The organism is Polynucleobacter sp. MWH-UH24A (assembly GCF_018687475.1).
Taxonomy (GTDB): domain Bacteria; phylum Pseudomonadota; class Gammaproteobacteria; order Burkholderiales; family Burkholderiaceae; genus Polynucleobacter.
Genome location: NZ_CP061292.1, coordinates 62,636 through 78,636, shown reverse-complemented (window position 1 = coordinate 78,636; position 16,001 = coordinate 62,636). Strand labels below are relative to the sequence as shown.

19 protein-coding genes are annotated in these 16,001 nt (G+C 46.8%); 8 read left to right on the top strand and 11 right to left on the bottom strand.

What is annotated here, in order from left to right:
- Window positions 1-132: 132 nt before the first annotated feature.
- Both ICV32_RS00465 and ICV32_RS00460 read right to left on the bottom strand, forming a co-directional pair.
- Window positions 133-816 carry a transposase gene (locus ICV32_RS00465; RefSeq protein ID WP_215370877.1) on the bottom strand — a complete coding sequence of 228 codons (684 nt, stop codon included), beginning with the start codon at window positions 814-816 and terminating at the stop codon, window positions 133-135.
- 6 nt (window positions 817-822) lie between these two features.
- Window positions 823-3,120 (bottom strand): penicillin-binding protein 1A, encoded by a 2,298-nt coding sequence (locus ICV32_RS00460; protein ID WP_215370874.1) that lies wholly within the window; start codon window positions 3,118-3,120, stop codon window positions 823-825.
- Window positions 3,121-3,218: 98 nt separating this feature from the next.
- On the opposite strand from ICV32_RS00460, the gene ICV32_RS00455 reads away from it, so the two are divergent.
- Genes ICV32_RS00455 through aroB form a run of 4 tightly spaced genes read left to right on the top strand, consistent with a single transcriptional unit; the run spans window position 3,219 to window position 6,621 of the window.
- Window positions 3,219-3,893: a hypothetical protein gene (locus ICV32_RS00455; RefSeq protein WP_215370871.1), complete on the top strand. Its 675-nt coding sequence runs from the start codon at window positions 3,219-3,221 to the stop codon at window positions 3,891-3,893.
- Window positions 3,890-5,008 (top strand): type II and III secretion system protein, encoded by a 1,119-nt coding sequence (locus tag ICV32_RS00450; RefSeq protein WP_215370868.1) that lies wholly within the window; start codon window positions 3,890-3,892, stop codon window positions 5,006-5,008. Before ICV32_RS00455 ends, ICV32_RS00450 begins: the two co-directional genes overlap by 4 nt.
- Before the next feature lie 48 nt (window positions 5,009-5,056).
- Window positions 5,057-5,542, top strand: coding sequence for a shikimate kinase (locus ICV32_RS00445; protein WP_251371946.1), 486 nt, complete (start codon window positions 5,057-5,059; stop codon window positions 5,540-5,542).
- The gene (aroB, locus tag ICV32_RS00440; protein WP_215370862.1) at window positions 5,539-6,621 is read left to right on the top strand and encodes a 3-dehydroquinate synthase; all 1,083 of its coding nucleotides are present in this window, start codon (window positions 5,539-5,541) and stop codon (window positions 6,619-6,621) included. Before ICV32_RS00445 ends, aroB begins: the two co-directional genes overlap by 4 nt.
- On the opposite strand, the gene cyaY is transcribed toward aroB, so the two are convergent.
- Entirely contained in the window at window positions 6,605-6,988 is a 384-nt protein-coding gene (cyaY, locus tag ICV32_RS00435; RefSeq protein WP_215370859.1) for an iron donor protein CyaY, read from the bottom strand. The genes aroB and cyaY overlap by 17 nt on opposite strands.
- Before the next feature lie 29 nt (window positions 6,989-7,017).
- Between cyaY and ICV32_RS10060 the strand changes: the two genes are divergently transcribed.
- Both ICV32_RS10060 and lysA read left to right on the top strand, forming a co-directional pair.
- The gene (locus tag ICV32_RS10060; protein WP_371817059.1) at window positions 7,018-7,215 is read left to right on the top strand and encodes a lipoprotein; all 198 of its coding nucleotides are present in this window, start codon (window positions 7,018-7,020) and stop codon (window positions 7,213-7,215) included.
- Window positions 7,215-8,507 (top strand): diaminopimelate decarboxylase, encoded by a 1,293-nt coding sequence (gene lysA, locus ICV32_RS00430; RefSeq protein WP_251371872.1) that lies wholly within the window; start codon window positions 7,215-7,217, stop codon window positions 8,505-8,507. Before ICV32_RS10060 ends, lysA begins: the two co-directional genes overlap by 1 nt.
- Before the next feature lie 6 nt (window positions 8,508-8,513).
- Here the strand turns inward: lysA and ICV32_RS00425 are convergent, their stop codons facing one another.
- Entirely contained in the window at window positions 8,514-9,227 is a 714-nt protein-coding gene (locus tag ICV32_RS00425) for a cytochrome c (RefSeq protein WP_215370856.1), read from the bottom strand.
- Window positions 9,228-9,302: 75 nt separating this feature from the next.
- Between ICV32_RS00425 and yihA the strand changes: the two genes are divergently transcribed.
- Both yihA and hemB read left to right on the top strand, forming a co-directional pair.
- On the top strand, window positions 9,303-9,941 hold the full coding sequence (gene yihA / locus ICV32_RS00420) for a ribosome biogenesis GTP-binding protein YihA/YsxC (protein ID WP_215370853.1): 639 nt from the start codon (window positions 9,303-9,305) through the stop codon (window positions 9,939-9,941).
- A 12-nt stretch (window positions 9,942-9,953) separates the two neighbouring features.
- Window positions 9,954-10,946 carry a porphobilinogen synthase gene (gene hemB, locus ICV32_RS00415; RefSeq protein WP_215370850.1) on the top strand — a complete coding sequence of 331 codons (993 nt, stop codon included), beginning with the start codon at window positions 9,954-9,956 and terminating at the stop codon, window positions 10,944-10,946.
- 2 nt (window positions 10,947-10,948) lie between these two features.
- Here hemB and dsbD read toward each other — a convergent pair whose 3' ends face one another.
- The 7 genes from dsbD to rpsM all read right to left on the bottom strand — a co-directional run bounded on the left by dsbD (window position 10,949) and on the right by rpsM (window position 15,980).
- Window positions 10,949-12,631 carry a protein-disulfide reductase DsbD gene (gene dsbD / locus ICV32_RS00410; protein ID WP_215370847.1) on the bottom strand — a complete coding sequence of 561 codons (1,683 nt, stop codon included), beginning with the start codon at window positions 12,629-12,631 and terminating at the stop codon, window positions 10,949-10,951.
- The gene (gene cutA, locus ICV32_RS00405; RefSeq protein ID WP_215370844.1) at window positions 12,628-12,948 is read right to left on the bottom strand and encodes a divalent-cation tolerance protein CutA; all 321 of its coding nucleotides are present in this window, start codon (window positions 12,946-12,948) and stop codon (window positions 12,628-12,630) included. Before cutA ends, dsbD begins: the two co-directional genes overlap by 4 nt.
- A gap of 77 nt (window positions 12,949-13,025) precedes the next feature.
- Entirely contained in the window at window positions 13,026-13,424 is a 399-nt protein-coding gene (rplQ, locus tag ICV32_RS00400) for a 50S ribosomal protein L17 (RefSeq protein ID WP_108507606.1), read from the bottom strand.
- Window positions 13,425-13,440: 16 nt separating this feature from the next.
- A complete protein-coding gene (rpoA, locus tag ICV32_RS00395) occupies window positions 13,441-14,421 on the bottom strand; it encodes a DNA-directed RNA polymerase subunit alpha (RefSeq protein ID WP_215370842.1) in 981 nt (326 codons plus the stop codon).
- Window positions 14,422-14,449: 28 nt separating this feature from the next.
- On the bottom strand, window positions 14,450-15,073 hold the full coding sequence (gene rpsD / locus ICV32_RS00390) for a 30S ribosomal protein S4 (RefSeq protein ID WP_215370840.1): 624 nt from the start codon (window positions 15,071-15,073) through the stop codon (window positions 14,450-14,452).
- Window positions 15,074-15,188: 115 nt separating this feature from the next.
- Entirely contained in the window at window positions 15,189-15,602 is a 414-nt protein-coding gene (rpsK, locus tag ICV32_RS00385; RefSeq protein ID WP_108507603.1) for a 30S ribosomal protein S11, read from the bottom strand.
- 12 nt (window positions 15,603-15,614) lie between these two features.
- Complete coding sequence (gene rpsM / locus ICV32_RS00380) at window positions 15,615-15,980, bottom strand: 30S ribosomal protein S13 (protein ID WP_108507602.1); 366 nt, start codon at window positions 15,978-15,980, stop codon at window positions 15,615-15,617.
- Window positions 15,981-16,001 lie beyond the last annotated feature (21 nt).

The following is a 16,001-nucleotide window of genomic DNA, read 5'->3' as shown; positions in this document are numbered from 1 at the left end:
ATGAATTGCGTTATCTATTGGCCGGGAGGGTAAATATAGGGGATTCCACTTAGGGATGCAATAGATATTTAATGACTCTGTCCCATTTAAATGCTGGGGACTAAAAATCTATCTTATTAAATAGGGACAGACTTAAGATTTTTTAGGTCGCCCTCGTGGTTTCAGCTGCCACCGGTCTAGACTCCATTTAGGATTTTGCTGGATAAATTCCAGACTTACCCAAGGTCTTGAGCGGATTAAATGCTCGGTAATGGCCCGATCCTCATGATGCGGTGCGCCCTCTCTGACAAATGCCTCCCAAGCTAGCTGCCTCTCAAAGGGCGTGTTTCCTAAGGCCCAAAAGTTCGGATGATCAGTTAGCCAGGGCTCCCCCTTGCCACCAATATGGCTTTGATAGCTGGTGCTCTTACAGTCTTCGGCGCGGGATTCAAGTCCGGCTCGTACAGGGTTGAGTTCAATATAGCGCTGCACTTGTAAAGCATAGCTAGGATCAGTGAGAGAAGAACAAAAGCGCCCCTCCCAAATCGTGCCTGAGGTACCCTGTCGTTGATTGATGTATTGCGCGTAGCGACGCCCTAATGATTGCATCGTTTTGGATAAGGAATAGTCAAAACGAGGGGTCACCAATAAATGTGCATGATTGGGCATTAAGGCAAATGCATGAACGCCGCATCCAAACTCTTTGGCAGCATCGCGCAACCAATCCAAATAAATTCGGCAGTCCGCGTCGTCATTGAAAATAATTTGACGGTTATGACCACGAACTAAAAGATGCATCGCTTGTCCAACAATGACCAAGCGCGCTTTACGGGCCATCTTTACTTAATTAAGTTGACGAACGCCGCCCAAGGGGGCGAACTCTGGAATGATCCAATCGCCATCGTATTCAGAAACCCCTGGCGGAGGCGCGCGATTTATCTCGGGGACGCCTCGTAAAGCAACCGACATAAAGTTAATCCAAACGGGTAATGCCAAGCCACCACCGGTCTCGCGATCGCCTAGGCTTTTGGGGTTATCAAAACCGATCCATGCTACTGCTGAAACTCGGGGATTGTATCCAGCAAACCAAGCATCGTGTGAATCATTCGTTGTACCCGTTTTTCCAGCAATATCGTTGCGTCCTAAAGCAGGTCTTGCACGCGCCGCCGTACCGGTTTTCGTAATTTCTTGCAACATACTGTCCATCACAAAAGTGGTTCGCTCATCCAATACCCGTAGCGCATTTTTTCCAACCCGGACTGGATCAGCCTGAAAAAGGATTTGACCTTTTGCATCAGTGACTTTGTCAATTAAATAGGGATTTACGAAATAACCCCCGTTAGCGAATACGCTGTAAGCGCTAGCCATTTGCAATGGCGTGACAGATCCTGCGCCAAGAGCCATGGTGAGATAAGGTGGATGCTTTTCAGGCTCAAACCCAAATCGTTGAATAAATTCTTGGGTATAAGACGGACCTATTTTCCGAATCACCCGAACCGACACTAAATTTTTAGACTTTGCCAAGGCGGTTCGTAAACGCATCATGCCGTCAAACTTCCCATCGTAGTTCTTAGGTTGCCACACTTGACTACCGGTCTCCAATGCCCCAATCGATAATGGTGCGTCATTCACCATGGTTGAAGGACTTATACCCTTTTCAAGAGCCGCTGCATAAACAAAAGGCTTAAAGGCTGAGCCAGGTTGGCGAAGCGCTTGAGTCACGTGATTAAATTTATTGCGACGAAAATCAAAACCGCCGACCAGCGCTAAGATTGCCCCATCATTCGGATCAAGGGCTACAAACGCAGCTTCAACCTGTGGCAACTGAGCCAGCTTCCAAACCCCATCATCATTAAGGAGTCGAACAACCGCCCCCGGACGAATACGCCGTTTGGGCTGCGCTGATTCTGATAAAGATGAACTTGCAAGCTTTAATGCATCGCCTTTAATCGTAATTTGCTCCCCAGTGGCAATCATGACCTTTAACTCCCTGGGACTAGCTTCCAATACAACCCCGGATTGCAACTCGTCGAGCGCTGGATAATCAAGTAAAGCGTCATCAATCGCTCGCTGGCGCTTTAGCGGGTCTTCAGGTAACTCAATGAAGCCCTCTGGGCCGCGATACGCATGTCGTAAATCATAGTCAAAGATACCTTTACGAACTGCGGCGTATGCTGCATCTTGGTCCGCTTTTAAGACTGTGGTGTAAACATTGATACCCTGCGAATAAACAATATCGCCGTACTGAGCGAAGAGCAGTTGTCTAGCCATCTCAGCAACAAAATCAGCGCGAGTATCAAACTCTTTTCCAAGACCGCGTATCTTGATGGATTCGGCCATCGCTTTTTCATAATTGGCTGGCGTAATATAAGAAAGGTCACGCATGCGCTGCAAAATATATTCTTGACGAATCTTGGCGCGTTTATAGTTATTAACCGGGTTATAGGCCGAAGGCGCCTTCGGCAAGCCCGCTAACATTGCAGCCTCCGCAATACTAATGTCTTTGAGTTCTTTGCCAAAGTAAATTTTGGAAGCACTGGCAAATCCATATGCACGTTGGCCCAAATAAATTTGATTCATGTATATCTCAAGAATCTTATCTTTGGTTAATTGGGCCTCGATTTCCCATGCCAGCAACACCTCATAAAGCTTACGACTGAAAGTCTTCTCATTGGTCAAGAAAAAATTACGTGCCACTTGCATCGTAATCGTTGATGCTCCTTGCGAAAGGCTTCCTCGCAAGTTTGCTAGAGCGGCTCGCAAAACACCCCAATAATCAACACCACCATGACTGTAAAAACGATCGTCCTCAATTGCAATCACTGCGTACTTGAGATGAACTGGGATTTCATTGAGAGGTACGACATTCCGTCGCTCTTCCCCAAATTCTCCAATCAACACCTTATCGGCGGTATAAATCCGTAGCGGCTCTTTCGGGTTGTACTCAACCAGCGCTGAAATGTTCGGTAAATTTGGCTTGGCAATAATGAATGCATACGCTACCAACATGGCAAATAACAAGCCAACCACCACCATCAAGATCAATAACGCTTTAATCAGTGGGCTAGCATTTGACTTTTCAGTAAAACGACTACCAGAGCCCCGTTGAAAAGGTGGTTTTTTGCTGGGAGGATTAGCCATCCTTAAATTATATGGTCCTACAGCATTTGCAAGAATTACTGATCAATTAATCCGGGTTTGCCGCTTTTAATGCGCAGTGGCTAGCAACACAATAGGCCATGGTCTATCGCAATATCAAACGGGAAGATTTTGACGAAACACTCCAAAGCTTAGGTAATGATCCTGCCATTTTGGAGCATGAGACTCAAGCCGATCATTTACAAAGTAAACGCCAGACTCCAGGGTCGACCCAATTAGGGCAAACGTGGTCGGGCCTTAGCGCCCTCAAAGAGTCCTATCGCGCATCCCCTCACTCTGGGGCGCTTGTCCTTGCCCTTGGTTTTATAGTGATTCTTCTGACTTTGGCCTATCTAATCACTCAAGTTCAGGAGATCGCTCAACGGAGCCATGATGGATCAAATCAAGCTTCGATGAAGCGAGAATTAACGGTCATTCAGGGTCAGATCGATGATCTTTATGAGCAGGCAGATGAAAACTTTTCGCAGATGATGGAACTTCTAGAAGCGGCTCAAAAAAGTCGGTCTATCCCGACTAAAGAAATTAAGCGCCTAGCAAGCCCCGATCCCGATGAAGTTGATTTGAAAAAATGGCGTCACCTTGGTGTGGGAAAAAATAAGGCAGGGTCATTCGTGATGCTTCATGATGGCCAACAAAGTCGGGTCTTCACCCATGATGAATTCGTAAAACCCGCCTGGAAGGTCACCCACTTTAATCACTCTCAAGCCATCCTACAAGGCCCCGGAGGAAAGCAAGTGGTGATAACTTCACCATGATACGTAAGGTATTTCAGAGCATTTGGATTTGGCTTTTATTGGGCGTTCAAAGTGCATTTGCATATCATCCAACCATCAACAGTGCGTTACCAAATACACCGATTAGTATTTCAGCCAAAGAGATGCCGCTGGTGGATTTGCTCCATGCATTGGGCCAACTGGGTAATACGCATTTTGTATTAAGTCCCAGCATTCAAGGAACGATTAATGTCCAGCTTGTCGATGTTCAATGGCAAACTGCCTTATCAACCATCTTAGCGAGTCGTGGCTTACGCTTCATTCGTAAGCAGGGTGTCTATTGGATTGCACCACACCAGGAAATCACAGCTTTCCAAAAACAACGTCGTGATGACTCCGCATTACCTTTTGGTGGTGAGTACCATGGCACACCTCGGCAAATTTTGATTGAAGCCAGGATTGTGGAAGCAGACCATCGCTTTGCGCGTAACCTAGGTGCCAAGCTGGGCTTGCGCTCTCATCCAGAAACTTTGCCCGATGGGAATAGCCGAACTCAGAGTTCGTTTGCAATAGGATTACCGCTTGGTGCTAGCGGCCTCAGTGGATTTGAGCCAGTTACCGCGGCAGCAACCCTACTGAGTAAAAACGCCACTCGCTTACTCGATTTTGAATTAAGCGCCCTTGAAAGCGATGGGCAGGGCAAGATACTGTCCAATCCACGCATCATGACCGCCGATATGGTGAAAGCCACAATTGAACAAGGTACCGAACTACCCTATCAAACCTCCTCTTCAAATGGAGGAAATAAAATTCAGTTCCGTAAAGCCAACCTACGCCTCGAAGTCATTCCGAAGATTCATGATGATGGCAGAGTCTCTTTATTGGTTGCTATTAATAAAGACAGCATTGGCATGAAGACCGAACAAGGTTATGCCATTGATACTAAAAATTTGAGCTCTGAAGTCAGTGTTGAGAATGGTGGAACCGTTATCTTGGGCGGTATTTATCAAACAACGGAGCGAAAGGATACTGTCAAAATCCCATTCTTAGGAGACATTCCCTTAATTGGTCACCTTTTTAAACATCAGTCCAGCTTGCGAGATAAAACCGAACTTCTCGTATTTTTAACACCTACCATCTTAGATAAACCCGAATAGAATGACGCTATGGACATTGAAAATTCCAATATCTTTCTAATTGGACTAATGGGGGCTGGCAAGTCAACGGTTGGGAAACTAATTGCCCGAAAACTCGAACGGCGCTTTATTGATTCCGACCATGCGCTTGAGGAGCGGTGTGGGGTCAAAATACCGACCATTTTTGAGATGGAAGGTGAGGCGGGTTTTCGTAAACGCGAAGCTCAAATCATCGATGAGCTAACCCGAGAGCAATCGATTGTGCTTGCCACCGGTGGCGGTGCGATATTGCTTCCAGATAATCGAAGGGTGCTTGCTGAACGTGGTACGGTAATTTATCTGCATGCCAACCCGATTGAGCTTTGGCATCGCACTAAGGGCGGCGAAGGTCGCCCCCTGTTACAACATGGCGACTCAAAGATGATCTTAGAAAACTTATATACCATTCGCGATCCACTCTATCGAGAAATTGCAGACTTTATTATTGAGACTGGTAAACCAAGCGTTAATCAACTCGTAAGCTCTTTACTGATGCAACTTGAACTAGCCCCATGAAAACTCTGAATGTATCCCTTGGTGAACGCAGCTACCCCATTTACATTGGTTTGGGGTTACTAAAGCAATCTGAACTTTTTAAACCTTGGATTACTGGCAAATCTGTATTTGTAGTCACCAACACAACCGTTGGCCCTCTCTATAGCCAATCCTTGATCCAAACCATTTCAAACGATGCAAAATCTGTTCATGAGATTGTTCTACCCGATGGCGAGTCATACAAAGACTGGATTACTCTGCAGAAGATCTTTGACGCACTATTAACCTATGGGGCTGATCGTAAATCGGTATTAATTGCTCTCGGTGGCGGGGTGATTGGTGATATGGTGGGTTTTGCAGCTGCTAGCTTTATGCGCGGCATTCGCTTCATTCAAGTACCCACCACCTTGTTGGCTCAAGTGGACTCCTCGGTAGGCGGCAAGACTGGGATTAATCACCCTCTTGGTAAAAATATGATCGGTGCCTTTCATCAACCGGTTGCAGTCATTGCTGATCTTGATACCCTCAAGTCACTCCCGCCTCGAGAGTTGTCGGCCGGTTTGGCAGAGGTAATCAAACACGGAGCGATTGCAGATGGTAAATTCTTTGATTGGATTGAAGCACATCGCCAAGAACTACTAGATTGCGATAGCAATGCGATGAGTCATGCGGTCGAGCGCTCTTGCGAAATTAAATCAGCGGTAGTAGCTGCCGACGAAAAAGAGTCTGGGATTCGTGCCATCTTAAATTTTGGCCACACCTTTGGCCATGCCATCGAATCTGGCTTAGGCTACGGGGAATGGTTGCATGGTGAGGCAGTAGGATGCGGAATGGTGATGGCGGCAGATTTATCTTCTCGCTTAGGCTATTTGCAAACTGAGGAAGCGGGTCGCATTAAAAAACTCATTGCAGCAATGAACCTGCCCGATTCTGCGCCCAAACTTGGAAATAGCCGCTTCTTTGATCTTATGCGAATTGATAAGAAATCCGAGGGCGGAGAAATTCGTTACATTACCCTAGAGAGAATTGGAAAAGCAAAAATTGAGGCGGTTGATGATGCGATTGTTGACCAGGTCTTAACGACTAATCAAGCAAAGTAATCTGAACCGCTTGCCCTGCCTGATCGCTCACAAAGCGAGATAAGTCGGTAAGCAATTCGTTACCTGTTTTTGTATCAAGCCATCGTGGCTGATGAACGGTTCCAGCCCAACGGTAGTGAAAGCCTCCGGCTTTACATGCGACCCAAATCTCATGCAAGGGCGGTTGCGTATTGATAACGACAACGCTTCGATCTCGAAACACAATATTAATGACATTACCCCCTTGACGAGCAATGTCGAGGTCGAGATCTAAACGCTCATCGGCATTCTCGAGCGACAATTCAATCGACTGCAATAGATGACTAGCGAGCTGATGAAATTGCTTATCATCAATTTTATCAATCTGGGAAGAAGAGGTATTTTGCATGCTATATTCAAATTTCGGTGATTAATCAGATGATATCGATTGTAGTTAAGATTCCGGTTTGCGTTGCTTTAATGTCCCTCGTTGGATGTGGGGTTAGAGGGCCTTTATTTTTGCCAAATGTTCCGCCCGTCCCACCAGCGCCCACTCAAGCGGAGCCTAAAGGTCCTCTATATCCACCTAAAGAATCAGGTTCAAGCACTCCGATTAATTCAAGCCCCACAAAGTAATGATGCATTCCATTCCATCACTAATCGGCTTTTCTCAACACCATGGGGAATGGTTTGCTGAAGGGATTTCGCTATCGGCTTTAGCGAGTCAATACGGTACTCCCTTATACGTATACAGCAAGCATGCGATATGTTCGGCATACCGTGCTTATGATGTCGCCTGCATCCGTGCAAACGGTAGTCGACGTGCCAGAATTCATTACGCAGTTAAGGCGAATAGCAATCTTGCTGTTTTAGATGAGCTCAAGCAACTAGGTGCTGGGTTTGATTTAGTTAGTGGTGGTGAACTGGCGCGCGCCCTTCATATCGGTGCCGATCCCAAAGGTATGGTTTTTGCTGGGGTCGGCAAATCCGCTGATGAAATTAAATTTGCACTCACAGTTGGAGTCAAGTGCATTAATGTCGAGTCCATCCCTGAACTCCATCGAATTAATCTGATTGCTAAAGGCATGGGCTTACGTGCTCCGGTTTCCTTACGCGTCAATCCTGACGTCGATGCTCAAACTCATCCGTATATTTCTACAGGTCTCAAGGAGAATAAATTTGGGATCGCCTATTTTGAGGTTCTAAAAACCTATCGAGAGGCGGTGCTACTGCCCCATATCGATATTGTTGGCATCGATTGCCATATTGGTTCCCAAATCACAAATACCTCCCCTTACCTTGATGCTCTTGATAAGGTGCTTGATCTTATTGAGCAGCTCAAGCGTGAAGGCATCATCATTCATCATCTTGATTTAGGCGGTGGCCTTGGAATCGACTATGGCTCGGATGCGCCCCCAGATATCACGATGTTCACCAACACCCTACTCAATCGCATCGATGAGCGTGGCTTTACTCAGCTAGATGTGATTTTGGAGCCCGGTCGCTCCTTAGTCGGAAATGCTGGAGTACTTCTGACTCAAGTTGAATATCTGAAGACCGGCGCTGATAAAAACTTCTGTATTGTGAACGCCGCCATGAATGATTTAATGCGTCCTGCACTCTACGATGCGTACCATGCGATCGTTCCGATCAAAAGTGGGAGCGATAAAGCAATGACTTACGACGTAGTTGGCCCTGTTTGCGAATCAGGCGATTGGTTGGGCAAAGATCGCGCTCTAGCGGTTCAGGAAGGGGATGTACTGGCTATTTTGTCCGCGGGCGCTTATGGATTTGTTATGGCATCAAACTACAACACGCGAGGACGACCAGCGGAAGTGATAGTTGATGGTGATCAAGCCCACCTAGTAAGGGAACGCGAGACTACCAATAGCCTCTTTGCTAATGAACGAACGATTGGAACGAACTAATTCGGTCTAGCGCAAACCCGCCATGTAATCAGATACGGCTTTCATTTCAGCATCTGACATCTTGGCAGCAATCGTACTCATTTGTACACTGTTCTTACGCGTACCCTCTCTGAAAGCAATTAATTGCGAGGTCGAGTAATCTGCCCATTGGCCACTCAAACGTGGGTACTGCGCTGGGATTCCAGCGCCATTAGGACTATGACATCCCGAGCATGCCGGAATCCCTTTTTCAGCAATGCCCGCGCGATAAATGCGCTGTCCCAATGCAATCGAATCTTTATTTTGAGCGGTACCCAACTTAGGCTCTTGTTTACTGACATAGGCAGCTAGGTTCAGCATATCCTGCTCCGTTAAGGCAGCTACCATCCCCATCATCACGGGGTTCATCCGTGAGCCATCTTTGTAATTCTTGAGTTGCTTCAGAGTGTAGGCAGTATGCTGAGCAGCCAACTTAGGCCAGGTTGCAACCCCGCTATTACCGTTTGGACCATGGCAACCAACGCAAGAAACGATTCCTCTCTTTGGATCACCATTGTTATAGAGGGCGTCGCCAGCAGCAGCATCCGCTTTGATCACAGCAGGAGTTGGAGCGCTGGTAGTCATCGCAGGCGCGGCGGCTTTTGCAGGCTCAGCTGCATGAGCAAACGATAAAAAACCGCCAACTAAAACTAGCAAAAGGGCAGAAATATTTAATTTGGAGAATTTGCTGCTATAGCGCATTATGGGTACCTAGCCTACTTTGAAATGAATTGATGTTCAAACTAAATTCATGTGATTTTACAATAGCTTCCAGTCATGTCTAAACTGCACCAAGCCCGCTTTTTTACCACGGTCAATGAGCTTCAAACTCTTCCTCAGGGAGACCTCCCCGAGATCGCATTTGCAGGGCGCTCCAATGCCGGAAAATCCAGTGCAATCAATATCTTATGTAATCAGAAGCGCCTAGCATTTGCAAGTAAAACCCCAGGTCGAACCCAGCACATTAACTATTTTGGGGTCTACACCAAGGATGAGTTACTTGCATATTTAGTCGACCTACCAGGCTATGGCTATGCAGCAGTTGGCGAGGCAACCCGTTCCCATTGGAACGAAATCTTAAGCCGCTACCTTCAAACTCGCAAGAATTTGGTTGGGCTAATCTTAATTGTGGATGCGCGACGGGGCCTAACTGAACTGGATGAACAGATGATTGCGTGGTTTGGTGTGACCCAAAAACCCATCCACATTTTATTGAGCAAGTCTGATAAACAAACGTTTTCAGAAAATCGCGCCCTGTTACATGCCATCTCTGAACAAATAAAGGGATTTGCCCCTGCCCAAATTACTGCCCAGTTATTTTCAAGTACAAAACGGGTCGGTCTTCTCGAAAGCGATACACTTATTCAACAATGGCTTTTTCCAGAACACCGCACCACCCAACCCTGCCCTGATTAGAAAGTATTTGCAATGTCTCAATACCCTGCTTATCGCCCTCGCCGGATGCGCCGCGATGATTGGTCACGTCGCCTTATTCAAGAAAATCATCTACGGATTGACGATCTCATCTATCCCGTTTTTTTACTGCCCGGCAACAATCAAACCCAAGCGGTCTCCTCGATGCCGGGTATTGAGCGAATGTCACTTGATCGCTTGTTTCATGTGGCTGAAGAATGCGTAGCACTTGGCATTCCAGTGATGGCCCTCTTTCCCATAATCGATGCGTCATTAAAGAGCAATGACGGTGCCGAAGCTTTTAATCCAAAAGGGCTTATTCCAAGCGCTGTAATGGAACTAAAAAAACGTTTTCCTGTGCTTGGCATCATGACTGATGTCGCACTCGATCCCTATACCAGTCACGGTCAAGATGGCGTACTCGATGATCAGCATCGGATTTTGAATGATGAGACCGTCGCAATCCTCATCAAACAGGCGCTCTGTCATGCTCAAGCAGGCGTTGATATTGTTGCACCTTCTGACATGATGGATGGCCGTATTGGTGCAATTCGTACCGCCCTTGAAAATCAAGGATTGATTCATACGCGCATCATGGCTTATGCCGCCAAATACGCGTCGTCATTTTATGGTCCCTTTCGGGATGCAGTTGGATCGGCAACGAATCTTGGTAAAGCAGATAAAAAGACTTACCAAATGGATCCCGCCAATGGCGATGAGGCCATCCGTGAAGTTGGCTTAGATATTAGTGAAGGTGCTGATTTGGTGATGGTAAAACCTAGCATGCCTTACCTCGATATCGTATATCGCATCAAAGAAGCCTTCGGCTATCCAACCTATGCCTATCAAGTGAGTGGTGAGTATGCCATGATGAAAGCTGCCACCCAAAATGGCTGGCTTGATCATGATGCAGTAATGATGGAGTCCCTACTCGGATTTAAACGCGCCGGAGCAGACGGCATCTTGACCTATTTTGCGCTTGAGGCTGCACGCTTACTCAAACGCTAGGATTACTTAGCTTCTAACTCCTGCAGTCGCTCTAAAAAACGGCTGGGCGCCATAAATCCAACCACTCGCAAAGACTTTTGCTCGGCACCAGCCCCATTAAAGAACAATATTGCGGGCGGACCGTACAAACTAAATTGCTTGAGTAGTGCTTGGCTCTGTTGGCTGTTGATGGTCACATCAGCTTGAACCAATACAAAACCGCTCATTGCCTTTGCAACCTCGGGATTTGTGAAAGTGATCGCTTCCATCTCTTTGCAAGAGATGCACCAGTCCGCATAGTAATCAAGTATGACGGGTTTATTTTCAGCCTTCGCCCTTTGCAAAATGCGCTCGAGCTCTTCACTCGAACGTACAACCTGAAATACCAAATCGGATGAAATTCGTTTTTCAGTACGAGGACTTATTTGATTTTGGTTACCAGCTACGACGGACATTACTGGCCACACAATCCAAATGGCTAAAGCAATTAACACCAAACCAAGACCGCGCTGCAACCACATCATCCACGCGCCTGTTTGTGGCAAGAAACTTCTGGCACCCATCGCAATAAGTAATAACGGAAGCCCCATGCCCAAGGCCATCACAAATAGTAGACCTCCACCAAGCACCATTGATCCGGTCTGTGCCACAAACCCCAACACACTTGCTAGTGGCGCCGTAATACAGGGACTTGCCACCAAAGTCGAAATCGCCCCAAGGCCAAACGCTCCAGCGATGCTGCCACCCTTTTGTCGCCCTGCCAGTTGATCGACTTTGTTTTGCCACGCTTGAGGCATCTTTAACTCGTACAAGCCAAATAAGCTGCCCGCTAAAAATAATAGAAGGAGGGCAAAGAGTATCAGCGCGATGGGGCTTTGTAGAGCCCGCTGTACACCGCTCCCCAATGCAGCCGTAAGTACTCCAGCTAACGCATACAACAAGGCCATGCCCAAAATGTAAGCCAAGGCAAGATAAGCCGATCGGGTTTTGCTGATTGGACCCCCATCTTGGCGGCCTAAAACAATACTACTCAAAATGGGTAACATTGGTAACACGCAGGGCGTAAACGCAAGCGCAATCCCAAGAATAAAAAATCCCGCAAATAGATAAAACGGTTTGGCATTCTCTAAGTAACTTTTAATCGAGGCAACGTCATCTCGCCCACTCCACAAATCACGTAAGTTAAATGGGGCTGGGGTTGGATTCGAGCTCCTTATTGGTGCTGCATCACCCTCAGGAATTGGCGCAACCCGAACCCCTGGAGCTGCAATAAAGTATTGATAGGTCATTGGTGGATAGCAAATACCTCCGTCCGCACAACCTTGTAAATCAATCTCTAGACGAATACCGCTTTGTGGAGTTTGTGTAAACCCAAGAACCACTTCAAATGGTTTTAGGAAAATCTCCATTTTTTTTCCAAAGGTCTCATCAAATTTTTCAACCCCTCGGGGGATTTGAATACTCTTGGGAGCGCTTGGCTTGTCATTGATGAATAGCCGATACTGCAAGGACTCCTGGTAAATGTAATAACCCGAAACCGGTCGGTACTCAATTGCAATCTCATTGGTATTGGCAAGCCATGTCGCCTCCACAATAAATGCCTTTTCTGGAGGCAGAAATTCTTTAGCGCTTACTAAACCAGATAATGCGACACTTGATAGTAGAAACAATAAGAGTTGAACTAAGCCATACTGAATTCGCCTCATGGCCTTGTCTCCTCATTCACCCATTGGCCGTATGCTTGGGAATACTCGGCCGGCCTAAAAGCAATGATCTCTGGCAATTGATAAGGGTGATGGGTCTTAATGAATGCTTCAATAAGTTGCCACTGAGTAGCTGTTGTTTTAGCACTCAATAAGACCTCGGTATCGTTGCATAGTGTTCCATCCCATCGATAAATCGATTGCACGCCCCCCTGAATTTGTACACAGGCTGCGAGACGCTCATCGATTAATTGCTGACCTAGTAATCTAGCCGCATCCATCGTTGGCAAAGTCGTTGTCACGATCAGTATCGGATCCATACAAAGAGATGGTTCAAGCAGTGGGTTAAATGAAAAAGCCAGGCCGAAGCCTGGCTTTAACTATACCTGATGCTAATTTATGCTGCTGCAGGCTCTTGCTGAGGGGCCTCTTCGACTTCGGGGCGATCGACTAACTCAACCAACGCCATTGGTGCATTGTCGCCGTGCCGAAAACCAAATTTCAGAATACGGAGATAGCCGCCTGGACGGGTCGCATAACGAGGGCCGAGCTCAGTAAATAATTTGCTAACCATTTCACGATCACGCAATCGATTGAATGCTAAACGACGATTAGCCAAATTATCCTTCTTGCCCAAAGTAATCAAAGGCTCAACTACCATCCGCAATTCTTTTGCCTTTGGCAGGGTTGTTTTGATGACCTCGTGCTCAATCAAGGAGTTCGACATATTGCGCAACATCGCCAAACGATGCGAGGAGGTGCGATTTAGTTTGCGTAAGCCATTACCATGACGCATGATGCTTCCTTTCTAATTATTGCCCGAGGGTTGCTGGAGGCCAGCTGTCGAGCTTCATCCCAAGACTTAAACCACGGGCTGCCAACACGTCCTTGATTTCGTTCAAGGACTTGCGACCCAAATTAGGTGTCTTGAGTAGTTCATTTTCAGTACGCTGAATTAAATCACCAATGTAATAGATGTTTTCAGCCTTTAAGCAGTTCGCTGATCGAACGGTCAACTCTAAATCATCGACCGGTCGCATCAATAATGGATCGACCATCGTCGAGCGACTTGGAGCCAACTCGCCACTCACCTGACTGCTCTCTAAGGCAGCAAATACGACCAATTGGTCTACTAAAATACTTGCGGCTTGACGGATTGATTCTTCAGGCGAGATCACGCCATTGGTTTCAATCGTCATTACCAAACGATCTAAATCGGTACGTTGCTCAACACGAGCAGACTCAACGGCATAGCTAACGCGATTAATCGGGCTAAACGAGGCATCCAAAACAATGCGTCCAATTAGCTTAGTCGCTTCATCTTGATATTGGCGCATATTACCTGGTACGTATCCACGACCCTTTTCAACCTTGATCTGCATATCGAGCTTACCGCCTGCAGCCAAATGAGCAATAACATGTTCAGGGTTGATGATTTCAACATCATGCGGAAGATCAATATCCTTGGCACAGACCACACCAGGACCTTCTTTACGCAAATTGATCGTCACCTCATCACGAGATTGCAATTTAAAGACAACGCCTTTTAGGTTGAGGAGCAGGTTAACAACATCTTCCTGAACGCCATCCAAGGTGGAATACTCATGAACAACGCCTGCAATCGCTACTTCGGTTGGAGCAAAGCCAACCATGGAAGACAACAAAACACGACGTAATGCATTACCAAGCGTATGGCCATAGCCACGCTCAAACGGCTCCATGACAACTTTAGCCTGATTCGCACCGAGTGCTTCAACAGAAATGATTTTTGGTTTAAGCAAATTTGTTTGCATAGATATCTTTTCCTTAAGAGGTGCAGTATTAGCGTGAATACAATTCGACGATCAAACTTTCGTTGATATCACCACTGATTTCATCGCGATCTGGTACTTGTTTAAACGTTCCCTCGAGCTTGCTAGCATCAACGCTAACCCAATTAATTGCGCCGACTTGGGAAGCAAGATTTAAAGCTTCTTGAATTCGGTTTTGTTTTTTTGCCTTCTCACGAATCGCAATCACATCACCAGGACGAACCTGCATCGATGGAATATTAACTACTTGCCCATTTACAGTAATTGCTGCATGCGATACCAACTGACGTGCTTCAGCGCGAGTTGAGCCAAAGCCCATGCGATAAACCACATTATCTAAACGGGACTCGAGAAGCTGCAGTAAGGTCTCACCAGTATTACCTTTGCGACGCTCCGCTTCAGCAAAGTAGCGTCGGAATTGACGCTCGAGCACGCCATAAATACGCTTTACCTTTTGCTTTTCACGCAACTGATTACCGAAGTCAGAAGTACGTGCACCTGAAGTGCGACCGTGCTGACCAGGCTTACTGTCTAATTTGCACTTGTCCGATAAAGCACGGCGAGCGCTCTTTAAAAATAAGTCGGTACCTTCCCGACGAGATAGTTTGGCTTTAGGGCCTAAGTAACGTGCCACGATTTCTTCCTTTCTATGCCTCGATGTTTACCGAGGTGAGTTCGCTGTAACTACCAGCGAACGGTGGGCTTATTAAACAATTGCTGGCATAGCCAGCGGCTTGGTACTGCAAAAATTAGATACGGCGACGCTTTGGAGGGCGGCAACCATTATGTGGAACCGGCGTTACATCCTGGATTTCAACAATCTTGATCCCTAACGAGTTCAATGCACGAACTGCCGACTCACGACCAGGACCGGGGCCCTTAATTTGGACCTCTAAATTCTTAATCCCGCACTCAATTGCTGCCTTACCAGCCACTTCCGCAGCAACCTGAGCTGCAAATGGAGTTGACTTGCGCGAACCCTTAAATCCCTGACCGCCTGAAGTTGCCCACGACAGGGCGTTTCCTTGACGATCCGTAATGGTCACAATGGTATTGTTAAACGATGCATGCACGTGGGCAATGCCATCAGCGACGTTCTTTTTTACCTTTTTACGAGCGCGTTGCGCACTTGCATTTGCGGCGGTTTGTTGTGCTTTTGCCATATCAGTTCCTAATTATTTCTTAAGTGCAACGCCGGCCTTACGGGGGCCTTTGCGGGTACGCGCATTGGTTTTCGTTCTCTGGCCACGAACTGGCAAACCTTTGCGATGACGAATGCCGCGATAGCAAGCCAAATCCATTAAACGCTTAATGTTCATGGTGACTTCACGACGCAAATCACCCTCTGTGGTGCGCTTACCCACTTCATCGCGAAGCTTCTCTAATTCAGCATCGGTAAGATCTTTCACTTTCTTATCGATTGCAACACCTGTGTTCTCACAGATCTTGAGAGCCTGAGCTTTGCCAATACCATAAATGGCGGTTAAACCAATCACAGTATGTTGATGATTTGGGATATTTACCCCAGCGATACGTGCCATATAAATTCCTCTACTTAACCG